A 17,200-nucleotide genomic window follows, 5' to 3' on the forward strand; every position below is an offset into this window, starting at 1 on the left:
TTGATCGCCATTCCCTGGCATGCTCATGAATAGACAGTAGCAGATTATTTTAGTGCTGGCGGTTTGCCATCTTCGCGCAACAAATCAAGAAAAAGTTCGGGGGCAACCGCTGCACAAATCAGAAAACCCTGCACCTGATCACACCGAATCTTGCGCAAGAAGGCCAGTTCAGCCTGTGTCTCCACGCCTTCGGCAGTGACTGTCAGGCCCAGCTTGCTGCTGAGCTCGACGATGCTCTGTAAGGCGGCGGCCATGCTTTCGTTCTCGACACAACCACTGACCAATGATCGGTCAATTTTCAACTCACTGAACGGGGTGGAGATCAGGTTGAAATAAGAACTGAAGCCTTTGCCGAAATCATCCTGAGCCAGGCCAAAGCCCATCATTCGTAAGCGGCAGGCACCGGCGTAATAGGCACTGAGTGCTTGAGTGGTCGAGGTTTCCAGCAGCTCGAAACAGATTGTGCGTGGTTCGCCCCCCAGCGCCAGCACTCGGGCATAAAGCCGGTCGGACAGGTCATGACTGTCAAGCAAATGGGTCGGCAGGTTGATTGATACCGAAACCTCGTACCCCCGCTTGCGCCAGTGGCCTTGTACCTCGACGGTGCGCTCCAGCATCACCCAGAGCAACTCCTCGTCCAGCGCAAAACGTTCGATTGCCGCCAGGAAGTCGCCGGGCATCAGCATTCCGAGTTGTGGGTGCAGCCAGCGAACTAACGCCTCGGCGCCGCAAATCCGTCCATCCTGTAACGACTTTTTGGGCTGAAACCAGGGCTGGATCTGACCGCTGCGCATGGCTTGCAGCAGCCGCTGGCGATCATGCCTTAACGGGCTGCCAATCGGTGCGCTGCGACGTTTGCGTAACGCATCAAGCCCCTCCCGCAAACGCAGGATCGCCGTCGCTTCCACCGGTTTGGAGATCAGCCCGATGACATTCAGGCCCAGGTTCTTGGCCGCCAGCCCGGCGCTGACCAGCATTCGCCGCGAAGCGACACTCATCAACGCCAAAGCAGGACAATCAGGCAGCCCGGCCAGTTTCTCGATCAGTTGTACGCCGTCCATACCGGGCATGAACAAGTCGCTAACGACCAGATCATAGTGGCTGGTACTCAGTCGCTTCAGCGCGGCCGGACCATCCCAGACCGCATCGACGTGAAAGCCCCCCAAATCGCTGAACAGGTGCAGCAAGTACTCATGTTGAAAGGGGTGGTCTTCAACGATCAATACCCGATAGGGCTTCAATTGCTGCTCCTTTGGTAGGGTTCAAGGCAGTTGTAAAGGGCGCGCAATGCAAACGGTTTGATCAGGCACTGATTCATGCCCGCCTCCATGCACCTGTCGCCCTCTTCGCGCATCGCATTTGCGGTGGCACCGATGATCGGCAGGCTGCAATCCTGCCGACGTAACTGTGCGGCCAGCTCGTAACCGTTCATGCGCGGCATGTTGATGTCGGTGAGGATCAAATCGAAGGAAGACGTGTGCCACATTTCCAGCGCCGCAACGCCATCGTCAGCAAGCTCGACCGTACAACCCAACTCTTCCAGCTGGTCGCGCAGAATCAGTTGATTGATTACGTTGTCTTCAGCCACCAGGACATGAATGCCGAGATTGAAGGCCGCACGGGTATCGTCCAGTGGCGCCTTCAATTCCACAGTCTGGCCCTGCGCCGTGGCCAGCGCCCGATGCAGCGCAGGCAGGCTGTTGAGGCTGACCGGCTCAAGCGCCGAGCCAAGGGTGTCGCCATGAATATCGGTGGCCGCGACCACCCGGGCACCAGACCAATCCGGCGCGAGCGAGCCTTGCACGCGGCCCGGATGCACTTCGAGCAACACTGCAGCATCCGGCTGGTCGCTAACGCCGGGCACGCCGACCTGCGCCCTGGCGCCCCAGCGGCACAGCCAGCCGCAGAGGTTCTCGGCCAGTTCGCGAATCGGCGATACCACGTAGACCTGTTCTGGCAGCAATGGATTGGCGAACAGTGCGTGACCGAGAGTCGGCAGCTGCTCCAGCGACAAATGCAACGTGAAGCTACTGCCCAGACCGGGCTCACTCACGACCCGCATACTGCCGTTCATCAAATGCATCAAGCGCTTGCAGATCGACAACCCTAAACCGGTGCCTGCTACCACGTTAGTGTTGCCATCGGCCTGATAAAACGGCTCGAACAAGTGTTGCTGACTGTCGTGAGCAATGCCCTTGCCAGTATCAGACACCTGCCAGTGCAACGTGACGCGCTCACCGTCCCGGCTGTCGAGCCGGACCCGCAAGATGATCCGGCCGCTGTCAGTGAATTTCAGGGCGTTGTTCAACAGGTTGTTGAGGATCTGCCGGATACGGGTCACGTCACCGTTGAGCCAGTCCGGCAGTTGCGGATCGATACAGGCAAACAGCTGCAAGCCTTTGCTTTGTGCCGCTGCGGCGTAGCCCTGGATTACTTCCTCGATCAGCGCCAAAGGCGAGAAGCGACTGATCTCCAGCTGCAACTGACCGGCCTCAATCCGCGATACGTCCAACACATCGCAAATCAACTGCAGCAAGTTGGCGGATGAACCTTCGATGGCCTTCAGATAATTCTTCTGCTGTTCACTCAACGCCGTACGTGCCAGCAACTCAAGGGTACCCAGTACGCCATACAAGGGCGTGCGGATTTCGTGACTCATGGTCGCCAGGAACAACGTTTTGGCTTCGTTGGCCGCGTCCGCCATACGCCTTGCCTGCTCCAGCGCGACCTCCACCTGTTTGCGCGCGCTGATATCGCTGAACGCACAGATCAGCACGTCTTCGCGCTTGTACCGGGTGGGAGCGAAACTCAGGTACAAGTGCCGACCATCCGCCATCTGCAGCTCATCGGTGCTGTTCTGATCGATGTCGTCGAAACCGCGCCGAATCCAGCCATGACAGAGTTGCTGACGCTCGCTGCCGTCGCCCAGCCATTGCTGGGACAGCGGATTTTCCAGCACGACAGCGCCGTCCTGACGACGCAAGACACACAGCGCAACTGGCGCGATCTGAATCACTGCGCGGCTGAAGGCTTCACTTTCCACCAGTGCTTCGATGCGATGACCGGCGGGAATGATCAGCCGTTGATCAATACGCCGTACCAACCGATACATCAGCCAGGTAATGACCACGCACAACAGCAGGCAAATTAGAAACGGTAGACCCAGGACCGGCAGCAGCGAGCGCATCTCGATGGCGTACACGATCTGCCAGTCCGAATAACCCAGTTGCTTGCGGATCGCCAGGTGATCAGGCATCCAGCCATTGCCCACGAAACCAAAAGACTGCCTGGCGCTCAGTTGCTCAAGGGCCAACGACAGCGGACGCCGATCAGCACTGGCGAAAATCAGTTGACCTTCAGCGTCGAGCAACATGAATTGCCCGGCGCTCTCCTTGTGCAGGGCGCTCATAAGATCTGGCGACTCGACCTCAAAGCCTAGCCAGCCGGATTCGCTGCTGCGCTCGTCCAGGCGGGTAAAAATGTACAACGACGCATTCAACGAATGTTGGTCCGTGAGCCACAGGTCGTCGTCGGCGATATCGCCCTGATGATCGCCCAGACGCAAACGCGCCAGCACTGCGGCAGGGATCACAGGTACGGTGTCGCTGGCGGTGAAAAGACGCACGACTTCGCTGCTGTCAGCTTTGCCAACGTAGAGCAGATTGACCTTGTTGGTACGCAGGTAACTGACCGTTCGCTTGGTCAGCCAGAGGCTCCAGCTTTGGTCGCCAGCGCCCAGGCCGAAATGCACTTCCTCACCCTGCATGACGCTGGCACTGTTTTGCGGCGCGGTGACATTACGCACGGCGGCAAGGCCGAGTGTTTTCAGCAGTGTCTGGCGGCTGACGAAAAAACTCTGCGCATCGGAAATCGCCGCATTCATGTCACTGCGACGCAGAGAAATCTCCTCGCTCAGGCGGGCGCTCAGGTAGCTATAGATTCCGGCATAAAAACCCAGCACCAAGGCAATGGCGAACAAGTGCAACAGCTTGCGCGCGGCCTTGGGGGTCGAGAAGGACGAGTCCAGCGGATCAATGAATTGACGTAGTTTCATGAGAGGTCGCGCTTTGTTCCTGATTCAGCGCTGTCGCGCAGCAAACGATTGGGAATGCTTTTCAATTCAAAGGATTGGTTTTTGTCAGGAGCAAAGTAAGCCTTATGTCCTTTGGCGGACATAAGGCGAATCTTAAAAAGCAGCGCTTATTGATAAGTGATGGTGAATTGCATGGACGCGTTGGCTGGACCGCCGGTAACCGTATTGGACGTTTTGTAGTACGCAGCGCGCAGCGGGATCGAGTAGTTGCCGGAAGGCGGTGCGGTGCGAAAACTATGCACCTCGCCTAAGGCAATCGCACTGTTACTAGCGTTAGTGATCTGGATGCCGACCCCGGTCGCCCCGCCAGTATCGAGCGCAAGAATGCCTTGTTTTGCATTGAACGCAGTGTTGACCGGGTCCAGCCGATAGCTGATTCCGCCTAGCCCACTCGGGCAGCTATTAAGCTGAATATTGAACGCTTTCTGCCCGGTGGTGCTGCCAACAGCGCCAAATTCGCTGCTGCGATGTTTGCCCAGGGCGACGTTGACTGATGGCGTCTGGCAGCTGACTTCGGTCAATATCATTGCTCTGGACAAGCTCATCCTGACGACGTCCAGGCTGCCGAAACGAAACGTTCCTATAACGCCGCTCGCTACAGTGCCCGCTGAAACCGCACCGATTTTGACAATTTGCAGCGCATTGGTCGTGCCGTTGAGTCCCGCACCACCAGTAAGCGTCCCAGCGTCGGGGTGCCCATTCATTCTCCCTCCGTTATAGATCCAGCGCCAGCCAAGCCCAGTGGTCCCAATAGGCTGGGGATCAGACTTCTGCGTTGCCCCCCTGCTGTTGGAGATACCATACCCGTCACCAGCACACGTAAACCCCTGTACTCCCGATAGCGTTACCGCGCTGGATAGAAACACTACGGTCCCATTAGGCGTGTTCTTTGGCACAGCAAGGGTCGCGGGGACAGTGACATTGAAGGTCGAATTACTGTCTGGTCCCAGATAAGAACATGCCGCAAAACTTTGCCCGACCCAAAACAGCAGAACAAACGCACCCAGGCACCACTTGGCGGGGACGGGTTTCAGCAGAAAATCTTTCATGTGGACTCCTGTTAAAAAACGCATAACTAACTGAGTTAAGCGCTCAAAAAATATAACTTACTGATTTTGAATGCTTTTCTGTAGGAGCTCACGAGCACGGCGAGGCAGCGATGGCATCCTTTCTGATACACCGCTATCGCGGCCTCGCGGTGCTCGTGCGCTCCTACAGGTCCCGTGTTTGCTGCGCGACAGCGCAGCGGCGGCGATGCGGCGGAAACTCCTACGGTCCGGCGGGTGTTGGCTCAGCGCACTTTGCAGGTGGCTTTCATCTGTACGTAACCGCTTTGCGCCGAGTTGTGATCGCTGGGCAAGGCGTAGCTCAACGCGCAACTTTCGCCCGGTTTGCTGCCCCAACTGATCAGCAGTTCACCTTTGTTTTCGCTGGCCCGAATGAACAGACGCCCACCCTGCCCGACCATGGTCAGGAAGTTGCCTTGAGCATCTTTCACCTGAGCACCCATCGGCAGGCTCTGTTTGTCGTCACGTACGACCTGCATGAGGATGGGCGTACCGCTGATGGTTTCGTACTTCACCAGACTGATCGCACCGAAGCGCGGCGCGATGGATTGCGAAGTGGTCTCGAGTTCAACTGTGTCGGAGGTGCCTTTCGGATCCAGGGCTATGTCGTTCTGGCGGTAAGGCATCAAGCCCGACACCAGCGCGTAGCCGCTGTCGTTGATCACTGCGTTCGAGGCGTTACCGACCCGGGCACCACTGGCACCCTCGGCTTTGACCAAGGCCATGGTTTCGCCCTGATCAGCGCTGAATGTCACCCCGCCTGCGTGAGCCACCAGACTGCCGCTCGCCCCAACATTGGCTTGTTTATAGCCATTGCCCGTGTTGACTCCGGCGCTCAGGGTGGTTTGCTCAGCGCGATATTGCATGGAAGAACCGGCGCTGCTGGTGGTGTTGCCAGCGCTCTTGTCCGCCGAACCGTAGACGTTGTAATTAAGCTGATTGCGCTCCCCGGCGCTGCCACCCAATGCAACCTGAGTATTGCTGTCGCCGTTGTCGGTGTAGCGCATAGTGCTGCTGATGTAGTTGGAGCGCGTACGGCCAAACGGGATGTTCACACCAACCTGATACTGAGTCTGAAAAGCGCCGTTGAAGTCCCGTGTCCGACTGGCGCCCACGTTCAGCGAACCCCAGTTGTAACCATTGCTGTAACCGGCCTGATAGGTCACGTTGCTGCGCTGATCACCGCCCCAATAGTTCTGCGCCGAGCCGGTCACATAGACGTTGCCACGACGCTCACCCAGCGGCTGATTGATGTTCAGCTGGAAACGGCTGCGTTGTCGATAAAGTGTGCCGGTGTCTCGACTGCGCAATTGCGCATAGTCGCTGAAATTCAAATAGCCCTCACTGGAGAAGCGATACGCCGCTGCCGTGAAGTTGGTCTGGGTGGAATCCAGCAACTTGCTGTAAGTCAGCCGATAGCTGCGCCCACGCATACTGGAATCGAGCGCTCCGGCGCTTTGCTCCAGACCTGTCGCACGGGATTCGGTGACATCCAGCGCCATTGCACCGAAGGGCGTGCTCCAGGCCGCGCCCGCCTGCACCGCCAGATACTGCTCGGCGATGATGCTGCCGGTGTAGGCGCTCCATCTGTCCGAGATACCGCGTTGATAGCTGCCCTGCACAAACTCCGGCGTATTGTTCAGGTATTCATCGCGGTAACGTCCCGCCGTGATGTTGAAACGTGTGGTGCCAGGGCGCAGCAATTGCGCGACCGAGGCAAACGGCACGATAAAACTCCGGGTGCGGCCGTCTGCCTCCGTGACGGTGACTGACAGATCCCCGGAATAACCGGTGCTGTACAGGTCATCAATCACAAACGGCCCCGGTGCGACCGTTGTTTCGTAAAGAATGCTTTCACCCTGACGCACCGTAACCCGGGCATTGGTGTCCGCCACACCCCTGATCGGCGGGGCAAAGCCTCGCATGGAATCTGGCAACATACGATCGTCGCTGCCGAGCTGCACACCACTGAAAGGCACGCTGTCGAACAACTCGCCGGGGGTGTAGTACTCGCCCATCGTTAGTTGCGATTTCAGGCCTGTGATATCGCGTTGTGCATAACTGCTGACCGCTTGATAACCCTTGCTTGACGGGCCTTGGGCAGATCGGTTGTAGCTGTACGAGCCGTTATGCCGCAGACGCCAGTCGCCCAGATTGACCCCGGTGTTAAGACCCAGATAAGACTGAGTACTGGCTACGCCCTGATTGTCGTTCTGGTAGAGATTTGCGTTGTAACCGACGAACGCAGCATTGATACCGCGATCCCAGTTTTTCGGGTCGACGTAGCCACGGGAGACTCGCTTCAAATAGGCCTGGGCAATACTCACGTCGGTGCGTAACTCACTCATGTCCACTTCGACATTGATGTCGGGCGCCAGTAGTGACAGCTCGACGCATTCCGGGTCTTTCAGCAAATCCGCTTGCCGATCACGGTTTGGCAGAGCCTCAAGATTCAGGCCCCAGCGGGTCAGATCATCCAGTCTGAAGCAGAAGTGAGCCTTCCCCGCCGCGCTGTCTTTACGCACCGTCAGCAATTCGCGCCCCTGCCAGTTGCCGTTCAAATACAGGTCAACGCGATAACCGCCCGCCGCAAGAGGATTGCCATTTTCGAACTGGGATACATCCACCGCTCGTCCTTGGCTGTCAGTGATGAAAGCGGGGTTGAAGTCCACATGCTCGCTGTCGTCCGCCAAAACACTGCAAGGCAGCATCGTCAGCAAAACAAAAAGCGCACACGGCTGCCGCACCCTGAGGCGCATGGCCGGGCAGATAAAATCAAACATGAGTAGTCATCCTGGACAGGCTTGCATCATCAGAGCAAGCAGCAGAGGTCCAGCCTGTCTGGCCGGAGTTAGCGAAAATGGCGGTCAGCGTGTTCAGCCGAAACCGTAAGCACCGCGTGCAATCAATTGCTGACGCGGGTATCGACGGACTTGCTTGAGCCGTAGTCGTTGATCCATTCGTAACGAAGGGTCAGTTGCCCGGATGGCATGGTTTTCAAGTCCTCCAGCAGGAAATCTTCAGCACCTCGTGGCAGGATCATTCCGCCCTTGCTGCTGTAGGTCTTGCCCGCCACCACCAGCTCAGTCTTGTTATAAGAGACGCTGAACGCGGTTGGATTAGAGCCGCGCAATACGACGCCGTTGGAGGTTGGAACCAGCTTCCAGCTCACCGCGGCGGGTGCATCTTCGGCATAACCCTTCAATTGCTCCGGGCGGTAAAAGAGTTTGATCCGTGACCGGTAGGCCAGTTGAACAAAGTTGCTGTCGGCATTTTTCGGGTTGGGCGGAACATCCAGAACGTTCAGCCAGAACACCGATTCGACGTCTGTCGGCAATGGGTCATGGGTATAAGTGATACGCAGGGTCTGCGAACGCCCTGCCGAAATCCGCACAATGGGCGGCGTCAGCAAAAAAGGCGCGTCAGCCTGATCGGGACGCGACTGTGGGTCTCCCCGGTCAATCCAGGCCTGAACCAGAGAAGGCTCCTGCCCAACGTTATCGAGTTTGAGAGTGATTTCCCGTTCGCTGGCCGGATACACCACACGAGTGCCTGAAATCACCACGTTGGCCGATACGGGTGAAATCCCGATAACAAAAAACGCACTGCACAGCGCGCACACGGCACGCTTGAGGAAAGAAGTTTTCATAAGACTGGCTCGATCAACGCCCGGGGCTAGGCCCCGAGCGCACGGGATCAGTTGTAATCCATGGAGAACTGGACGTTGGACGTGACCTGACCGGCAGTAGCGGCGGCGGTAGCGGCGACGTACTGCGCGTAGAACTGCAGGTTGGCTGCTTTATCAGTGACAGCGGTCGACAACGAACCCGCATTGGTTTGCAGGTTGATCGGCGCGTAGTTCGCGTTGAGTATCTGGATCTGAGCGTTGGAACCGTTTGCAGTCTGGTTAATCAGGTTGCCGGTGGCGGCATCGACCGAAGCGCCCTGTTCGAAGCGCACCAACGCGCTGGTGCCGGTGCAGGCAGTCAGCGCCAGGGTGAAACCGGTACGCCCGGCGGTTTGACCGACTGTGGCGAGTGATGAAGCAGCAACCCGTGGCAGGGCGACAGTCTTGGCCGACGTGCCAGTGGTGTTGCCTTCGATGGTACAAGTCTGGCTGCTGATTTCGCCGGTAAAGTTGATGGTCCCATCCGCTGCCGAGGCGTTGAACGAAGAGGCAACTGCGGCCATCGCACCAAGCGCTAGTAAAGTCTTTTTCATATCGAACTCCGCTGATCAATCAAAATTCAGCAACAGACGTTGTGCCTGCTGCCGGGCTATTGAGAGACGCAATCTTAAGGAGCTGACCGAATGATCAGAATCAGACGATTCTTAAAGTGCTGGTTGGGTGGTGCGGCGGGGGTGAGTCTGTTGGAGCTGAGCTTGCTCGCGATAGACCTAGAGGCAATGGACCTGATCTGCGGCGTTCTTATTGCAGGCAAGCCTGCTCGCAGCCTGATGAAGAGCATGAGCCCTGACGAAAAAGCAGTGATTCGTGGCTTCCACCTGCTGACCAACAAGCCGGTCATCTACATCGCCAACTTTGCTGAAGACGGTTTCGAGAATAACCCGCTGTTGGACGTCGTTCGCGCCATCGCCGAAGAAGAAGGCGCAATGCTGGTGACGGTCTGCAACTAACGACTTCATCCAGTACAAGGGTGAAGCCGGTGCCAAGGAAGCTGGCAAATGGCGCCTGGAGGGCAAGGATTACATTTTCAAAGACGGCGAGGTTTTGCACTTCGCTTTAACGTCCAAGTCAGCCGTGATTTATCACGGCACTTGATGTCTACCCCGCCGTAATCGTCATCAGCTCGAGGAGGATAATGGATTGAAAGTTTATTTTTGCAGTCGACCAAGCAACTCCTGATCATAGGGGATGGACTCGCCAACTCGCCGGTTAAAAAAAACAGTATTGGATGGGATGCTTTTATTTACAAAAGTGCATGCCCCTACAACGACGTTATCCCCGATCTGGATGTCATCGGAAATAACGCAGGCATGAGCCTGGATCCTCACGCCATCCCCAATAATCAACCGCACTTGCTCAGCATTCCCCTTAACGCCAATGGTGGACCCCTGCCAGATTCTGAAGTCTTTACCGATAACGGCGTATGACGTAATGACGATTCCACTCAGATGAGCGATCCACAGCCCCTCATCGATCTGCGCCCCCAACATGATTTCCACATTGTATTTACGGCTGAGCTTTTCATTGAGCAGCTTTGCACGGCGTCTCCAGAACTTGGAACGCGAGGTATTGAGTACGTAAGCCAGGCGAAACCAGAACAGGTAGGTCGACCTGTTGCTCCGTCGGCACTTCACATACAAACGTTTCCAACTGAAGGGCTTATCCAGCCCCCCAAGCACCTCAATGTGCCAATAGCGCATCGCATTTTTGAGCAGTCCAGTCATGCAATGGGCGCCTCTGAACGCGTCCTTGTCAGCCCTGAGCCGATAGAAAGCACCAAACCTACCGGCATCCAGAACACAAGCCAGTAAACACCTGGGCGGCTCATGACTGTATGGTAGTTGAACAGGGCCGTCAGGACTGCAAACACGAGAAGTGGGAAGCCAACTGTTCCAAGCGGGAAATTCCAGTTACTTTTATTCAGAGAACGCGCCAGCACAAAACCTATCATGAGCAACAACAGTAGTGCGCCTCCCAACCCAAACTCATAAAAGAACTGCAAATACAGATTGTGCGCCTGCGTCCAGCAATACCCACTATCGATGCAAACATTAAATTTGTTGCCCGCTCCCGCGCCAGCCAACCAAAAGTTAGGGAGCCGCTCTAGCCAATCATGCCAAATCAAATCCCTATAACTAAAACCGCGGTCGGTCTGCTCCAGCATCATCGGTGATAACCAGATCAAAATAAGTACAACAAAAGCAGCGGTAGCAGCCAACCATTTTCTCGGGCGGTGGTCATGATGGAGTGCAATCGATGCTCCAATGGCTGCTCCATACCCCAACCAGACACCTCGTGACAGTGTGCAGTACAGATAGAGCGATAGCGCGAGCACACATACGCCGTAGACGATCGTCACAAAGCGGCTGTAGCGCTTGGTCAATAGTTGGTGAAAGCCGTACACAGCAAAGAGACCATAATAGAGAGCAGCAATAATTGGATTTTTGAAGTCGGCGTAGTCTTTATAGCCTAGTTTTTGAATGCGCTGGCCATCGAAAAACATATGTGGATCCACGTAAAAAAAAGTGTACACCAAGCTGACCAACGCAAAAATACCGGCAATCACAAACACTGCATCGAAGCTTTTCTCCATCAAATTTCTATCAACCAAAATCTTGATAGCAGTGACGTACAAGAGAATATATAAACCGGTCTTGAGTTGATCCCAGCCTGATAAAGCTGAAGTCGGATTAAACGCTGCGACCAGCACGGTAAACCCCAATAGAACCAGAAGAGGTAAATAGCGTTTACTGCGCAAGGATTCGCGCACTCGGCGGTCAAGAAAAATCAGCATCAACGCCGGTAAAAACAGGGTCAGGTTTGAGATGGTCGTAAATCTACTGCCATCTGAGATGTAAAGCATTCCGCTGATGTGTACAGTAAATCCCGCGAACAAAAGATAAAGAAAAAAGCTGGATACAGCCGCTACCATAAAAACCTCTTAACACTGCTCATACGCCCGCTCCCGTCCGCCAGGAGGCGACCCAACATGAGGTTTGGAAAAATCATTGGATACTGACGTATCAGAGCGTCAATGCCTGATGATGCCTGATTGATTAACCAGATGGATACAATCGATAAGACGTCATACAGCGTCATTTCTTTGGATGCACGTGCGCATTTTCTTCCGAGGTCTGGTTGCATGGGGTGTACGGTGTACGCCGTTGATGCGTTGAGCGCTCGAAATCGGTCAGTGCCAGCGACAGGCGCAGTATGCAATGAACGTCTCCGGTGGAATATTGAAATATGGATTTTGCAGGCATGCAGCAATACTCCATGCGACGCTCGAGATTGGCTGCGCATTCTAGTCAGATGTATCAACCCTGTGAAGGTGTGGATGAGGTGCCCACGCTCACCAATCTTGATGATCCCACTCATGCTATCTGCCCGACAGCACCGTGATCGGCATTAGAGATAAGGCGGACGTGGCGAAGCTGTTGAGCGCAGGCTGGAGTTGAACAGAGCGGAGGCTGTTTGGGCGTGAAGTCTCCTCCAAGCAGGAAGGCGTCTAATGTGCGATGCAAATGTATCAGGCAAATCTCCATCGCGGCCTCGCGGTAGTCATGCTACAGAGAAATAGCGTTCCAGTTCATCGCCCTTCACTTCCCGTTAAACGCCGTCATGTCCTGCTGCAACAGCCCCAGCAATCGGCTCGAACCAACGCTCAATTGCCTGCCCAGCCGGCTGATGATGTGCACCTGTGACTCACTGAACACCTCGGACTCCAGTGGTAACGCGATCAGCTTGCCGCTCGCCAGTTCGTCTACCACCACGAAGGTCGGCAACAGGGTTACGCCGCCGCTCATGGCAAAGCGTTTGAGCATGGCGAAGGTGTTGCAGGTCAGGGTCGGCATCAGGGACACACCGGATTGCTGTTCGGCCTGAGTCAGTATCTGGCGGATGCCGTAGGAAACCCCGAGCAACCCCAAGCGATAGCTATCCAGACCTTTCAAGGGAATTGGGCCTTCATGCTGCGCCAACGGATGGTCGGGGCTGGCCATCACGCAGACTGGCTGTTTCTGGTGGGCATGGGAGCGGATCTTCGGGTCAGCGGGCGGATTGAATACCAGGCCGATGTGCGCCTCGTCTTCTACTACCTGACGGATCACTTCGTTGGTGCCGCATACATTCACTTGCAGCTCGACCTTGGGGTACAGCGTCGAGAATCGGGTCAGCGGCTCGGTCAGGCCATCGATAAAGCCTTCACCAATTGCCAACACCACCGAACCACTCTGCAAACCGCGCAACGCTTGCAGCGACTCCAGCAAAACCTCCTGCTGTGAAAGTCGCTGACGGTAATAAGCCAGCACGCGATCCCCCGCCTCGGTCGGCTTCACCCCACGGCGATGGCGCTCAAGCAACGGCGCGCCTAGCTCATGCTCCAGCTGGGCAATCTGCCGACTGACTGCAGAGGGCGCCACGTCCAGAAAGTCCGCAGCAGCGCGAACGCTGCCCAGTCGCACGGCCTCGAAGAAATAAAGAATGCGTCGATCCTGAACCAGACTCATGGGCCACCTGCGTTGCTTTCAACGCAACAAAAATGAATTTGGTGATTATTGCTGTGTGTGCTGAGCGGTGTCCATACTCGGTTCATCTGCCGATAACCACTGACGGTGCGACGTAGCCTGTCAAACAGCTAAGCGAGCATTCTGAATGACTTTAAAAGTAGGCGTAATTGGACTGGGCAACATGGGCGGCGGCATGGCTGCCACCCTCGCCAGTAAAGGCTTTGACGTAAGCGGCTTTGACCTGTCGCAAGCCGCACTGGACATCGCCGAAAGCAAAGGCGTTAAACCGGTGACCGATCGCACCGCGCTGATCAAGCAAGTAGACGTGCTGATCCTGTCGCTGCCAAAAGCCGAGCACGTTGAGTCAGTTTGCCTGGGCGCTGAAGGCGTACTGCAACACGGCAACGCTGGCCTGATCGTGGTCGACACCACGACTTCCACGCCGGAAGCCAGCCGCAAGGTGGCCGCCGCTCTGCTGCAAAAGAACATTGGTTTCATTGACGCGCCGGTGTCCGGCGGCCCTAAAGGTGCTGCCACCGGCACCATGTCCATGGTGATCGGCGCAGAAGACGCGGACCTGGAAAAAGTCTTGCCGGTACTGGAAGGCATGAGCGGCACGCGGGTTCACGTCGGTAAATGCGGCGCGGGCAACGTGGCCAAGATCGCCAACAATATGCTCGCCGCCTGCCACCTGATCAGCACCGCAGAAGCCGTGAGCATGGCCGCCAAGGCTGGCGTCGACCCGGAAAAACTCATGCTCGGTCTGAACGCCGGTTCCGGCCGCAGCGGCGCCACCCAAGTGATGTTCCCGACCTGGGTGCTGAACAAAACCTACAACTCCGGCTTCACCATGGGCCTGATGCGCAAGGACGTCGGCCTGGCCAGCGATCTGGCTGCGAGCCTGGATATGGACCTGCCATTGGCGCGCATCGTCGCCCAACTGTGGGCCGCCAGCAGCGAAACGCTGCCAGATGGTGAAGACTTCAACTGCATCGTTCAGCGGACCGATGCCCAGCTGTTCGGCAAAGGGGAATAACCGATGAGCACGCAAAAATTGCTGGACTTGATGCGCCCGTACTGGGGCGACCGCAACACCGTAGCCAGCTATGTCGGCGGCGAATTCGTCGAAGGCCATGGCGAACCGGTGGAAGTGCGTAACGCCCACGACGACAGCCTGATGCTGAGCTTCCCCGATGCCGACGCATCGCTGGTAGAAACCCTCGACGCAGCGGCGAAAACCGCTCAGGCACAATGGGCAGCGCTGACGGCTCAGGCCCGTGGTCGTTTGATGTATCAGGTCGGCGCGCTGATTCGTCAGGAAGCCGCCAATCTGGCGCAGATCGAATCCATCACCGCCAACAAGCCAATCCGCGACGCCAATGTTGAAGTGGCGAAAGTCGCCGAGATGTTCGAGTACTATGCCGGTTGGGCTGACAAGCTGCACGGCGAAGTGATCCCGGTACCAACCTCGCACCTGAACTATGTGACCTATGAACCACTGGGCACGGTGCTGCAAATCACCCCTTGGAACGCACCGATTTTCACCTGCGGCTGGCAGATCGCACCGGCGATTACGGCCGGTAACGCGGTGATCCTCAAGCCGTCAGAGCTGACCGCTTTGTCCTCGTTGGTGGTTGCTGTCCTGATCGAACGCGCCGGTGTGCCGAAAGGTCTGGTCAACGTGGTCGCTGGTTTCGGTCACACCATCGGCCAAGCGCTGATCGCCAAGGCTGATATTCGCAAAGTGGTGTTCGTGGGTTCGCCCGCCACTGGTCGTCACATCGCCACCGCCGCTGCGCAACGTTGCATTCCGTGTGTGCTGGAACTGGGCGGCAAATCGGCAAATATCGTTTTCGAAGACGCAGATCTGGAGGTCGCCCTGCGCGGCGCTCAGGCCGCGATTTTCTCCGGCGCGGGTCAAAGCTGCGTGTCCGGTTCGCGTCTGTTGGTGCAGGAATCGATTTTCGAGCGCTTCACCACTGCGCTGGCCGCAGCGGGTAAACAATTCAAAGTGGGTGACCCAAGCGACCCGGAAACCCAGATCGGCCCGATCAATAACGCCAAGCAATATGCACACGTAAAGAGCATGGTCGAAAACGCGCTCCAGGACGGTGCAACGCTGGTCGGTGTCGACGCTGACCCGCTGCCGAACGTGCCGGGCTATTACGTCAACCCAACGGTGCTGGCTGGCGACAACGCGCTGAACTGCGCGCAGGACGAAATCTTCGGTCCGGTGGTCGTGGCGATTCCGTTCAAAGATGAAGCAGAAGCGATCCGTATCGCCAACGACAGTCGCTTCGGTCTGGCGGGCGCCGTGTGGACTCGTGATGTCGGCCGCGCTCACCGCGTAGCCAGACAAGTGCGCGCCGGAACCTTCTGGGTCAACGGTTACAAGACCATCCACGTCAGCTCGCCTTTCGGCGGCTACGGTGACAGCGGCTACGGTCGCTCGTCCGGCCTGGACGCACTGCGTGAATACAGCGAAGTCAAAAGCGTCTGGGTCGAAACGGCTGCCGTACCTGCGGTCAGCTTCGGTTACGGCGCGAGTCTGGAGTGAATCTGATGAAGCTATCCCAAACGTTGATCGAAGACGCCACAGTATGGCGTCGCGACTTCCACTCAGCCCCGGAACTGGGCTTTGAAGAACTGCGCACCTCAGATCGGGTTGCGCAGTTGCTCGAAAGCTTTGGTATCGAAGTGCACCGCGGCCTGGGCGGTACAGGCGTGGTGGGTACCTTGCGCACCGGCGAAGGCCCGAGCATCGGCATTCGTGCCGACATGGACGCTTTGCCTATTCAGGAACTGGGCACTCACTCCCATGCGTCCACGCACAAAGGCTGCATGCACGCCTGTGGTCACGACGGTCACACGGCGATTCTGCTGGCCACCGCTCGCCATCTGAGCGAGACCCGTAACTTTAAAGGCACGGTGTATTTCGTGTTCCAGCCTGCCGAAGAAAACCTCGGCGGCGCGGGCAAAATGATTGATGACGGGTTGTTCGAGCGCTTCCCGATGGACGCTATTTACGGCCTGCACAACTGGCCTGGCGCACCGGCCGGTCAGGTGATCATCAATCCGGGGCCGATGATGGCTTCGCTGGACACCTTCGAAATCACCCTGACCGGCAAAGGCAGCCACGCCGCCATGCCGGACAAAGGAGCCGACCCGATCGTCGCCGCTGCGCAACTGGTGCTGGGTCTGCAGACGATTGTGTCCCGCCGTCTTTCTCCGCTGGATTCGGCGGTGGTCAGCATCACTCAGTTCAACGCCGGTGAAGCGATCAACGTCATCCCGGAAACAGCGGTGCTGCGCGGGACGGTTCGCTGCCTGCAAACCCCGGTGCGGGACAAGGTCGAAAAGTTGATTGGCGAATTCGTCGAGCAACTCCCAATCGCCTTTGGCGTAACCGGCAAGCTGGCTTACAAAGTGGGCTATCCGGTCACCGAGAATAACGTTGACGCTGCGGCGACGATTCGTCGCGCAGCCATAACGGCGGTGGGCGAGGAAAACGTTCAGTGGGGTTGCAACCCGTCCATGGCGTCCGAAGACTTCGCCTACATGCTCCAGGCTCGCCCCGGCGCTTATATCTGGCTAGGCGTGGACGGCGAAAAACCATCAGCGGCGCTGCACAACCCGTATTACGACTTCAACGATCAAGTGATCGGCGCGGGCGTGGCGGTGTGGACGAAGCTGGTGGAGCAGGAATTGGCTGCGGGCTGAGAAGCCGGCAGCACCGCCATTCTCTGATTGAAATGAAATCCCTGTGGGAGCAGAGCAAGCTCTGCCCCCACAGATTCTGCGCCATGCTAAATATTGGCGCGATGACGTGGGACCGGCTTTAGCC

General features: G+C 57.0%; 12 protein-coding genes and 1 pseudogene. 4 read left to right on the forward strand and 9 right to left on the reverse strand.

Going from position 1 to position 17,200, the window contains the following annotated elements; translation table 11 throughout:
* Window positions 1–44: 44 nt before the first annotated feature.
* From pvrR to H8S59_RS13660, 6 genes are all read right to left on the reverse strand, one after another.
* The gene (gene pvrR, locus H8S59_RS13635; RefSeq protein WP_187521742.1) at window positions 45–1,241 is read right to left on the reverse strand and encodes a response regulator cyclic di-GMP phosphodiesterase PvrR; all 1,197 of its coding nucleotides are present in this window, start codon (window positions 1,239–1,241) and stop codon (window positions 45–47) included.
* Complete coding sequence (locus tag H8S59_RS13640) at window positions 1,238–4,054, reverse strand: response regulator (RefSeq protein ID WP_187521743.1); 2,817 nt, start codon at window positions 4,052–4,054, stop codon at window positions 1,238–1,240. The genes pvrR and H8S59_RS13640 overlap by 4 nt, the downstream gene beginning before the upstream one ends.
* A 146-nt stretch (window positions 4,055–4,200) precedes the next feature.
* Window positions 4,201–5,142, reverse strand: coding sequence for a fimbrial protein (locus H8S59_RS13645; protein ID WP_095099944.1), 942 nt, complete (start codon window positions 5,140–5,142; stop codon window positions 4,201–4,203).
* Between the two features lie 242 nt (window positions 5,143–5,384).
* Window positions 5,385–7,943 carry a fimbria/pilus outer membrane usher protein gene (locus H8S59_RS13650; RefSeq protein ID WP_187521744.1) on the reverse strand — a complete coding sequence of 853 codons (2,559 nt, stop codon included), beginning with the start codon at window positions 7,941–7,943 and terminating at the stop codon, window positions 5,385–5,387.
* Window positions 7,944–8,065: 122 nt separating this feature from the next.
* Window positions 8,066–8,809, reverse strand: coding sequence for a fimbrial biogenesis chaperone (locus H8S59_RS13655; protein ID WP_187521745.1), 744 nt, complete (start codon window positions 8,807–8,809; stop codon window positions 8,066–8,068).
* A gap of 47 nt (window positions 8,810–8,856) precedes the next feature.
* Window positions 8,857–9,381, reverse strand: a complete 525-nt coding sequence (locus H8S59_RS13660) for a fimbrial protein (protein ID WP_095099953.1) — start codon at window positions 9,379–9,381, stop codon at window positions 8,857–8,859.
* A gap of 216 nt (window positions 9,382–9,597) precedes the next feature.
* Between H8S59_RS13660 and H8S59_RS13665 the strand changes: the two are divergent.
* Window positions 9,598–9,943 (forward strand): annotated as a pseudogene (locus tag H8S59_RS13665) (DUF933 domain-containing protein); the annotation flags it as partial.
* Window positions 9,944–9,996: 53 nt separating this feature from the next.
* On the opposite strand, the gene H8S59_RS13670 reads toward H8S59_RS13665, so the two are convergent.
* The 3 genes from H8S59_RS13670 to H8S59_RS13680 form a co-directional block, all read right to left on the reverse strand.
* Window positions 9,997–10,572, reverse strand: a complete 576-nt coding sequence (locus H8S59_RS13670; RefSeq protein WP_095099956.1) for a serine acetyltransferase — start codon at window positions 10,570–10,572, stop codon at window positions 9,997–9,999.
* Window positions 10,569–11,780 (reverse strand): O-antigen ligase family protein, encoded by a 1,212-nt coding sequence (locus H8S59_RS13675; protein WP_187521746.1) that lies wholly within the window; start codon window positions 11,778–11,780, stop codon window positions 10,569–10,571. Before H8S59_RS13675 ends, H8S59_RS13670 begins: the two co-directional genes overlap by 4 nt.
* Window positions 11,781–12,447: 667 nt before the next feature.
* Window positions 12,448–13,356, reverse strand: coding sequence for a LysR family transcriptional regulator (locus H8S59_RS13680; RefSeq protein ID WP_187521747.1), 909 nt, complete (start codon window positions 13,354–13,356; stop codon window positions 12,448–12,450).
* A gap of 145 nt (window positions 13,357–13,501) precedes the next feature.
* Between H8S59_RS13680 and H8S59_RS13685 the strand changes: the two genes are divergently transcribed.
* Genes H8S59_RS13685 through H8S59_RS13695 form a run of 3 tightly spaced genes read left to right on the forward strand, consistent with a single transcriptional unit; the run spans window position 13,502 to window position 17,076 of the window.
* Window positions 13,502–14,392, forward strand: coding sequence for an NAD(P)-dependent oxidoreductase (locus H8S59_RS13685; protein WP_187521748.1), 891 nt, complete (start codon window positions 13,502–13,504; stop codon window positions 14,390–14,392).
* A 3-nt stretch (window positions 14,393–14,395) separates the two neighbouring features.
* On the forward strand, window positions 14,396–15,913 hold the full coding sequence (locus H8S59_RS13690) for an aldehyde dehydrogenase family protein (RefSeq protein WP_187521749.1): 1,518 nt from the start codon (window positions 14,396–14,398) through the stop codon (window positions 15,911–15,913).
* Between the two features lie 5 nt (window positions 15,914–15,918).
* A complete protein-coding gene (locus H8S59_RS13695) occupies window positions 15,919–17,076 on the forward strand; it encodes a M20 aminoacylase family protein (RefSeq protein ID WP_187521750.1) in 1,158 nt (385 codons plus the stop codon).
* The last annotated feature ends 124 nt before the right edge of the window (window positions 17,077–17,200 follow it).

The sequence above is a fragment of the Pseudomonas folii genome (assembly GCF_014357575.1).
Taxonomy (GTDB): domain Bacteria; phylum Pseudomonadota; class Gammaproteobacteria; order Pseudomonadales; family Pseudomonadaceae; genus Aquipseudomonas; species Aquipseudomonas folii.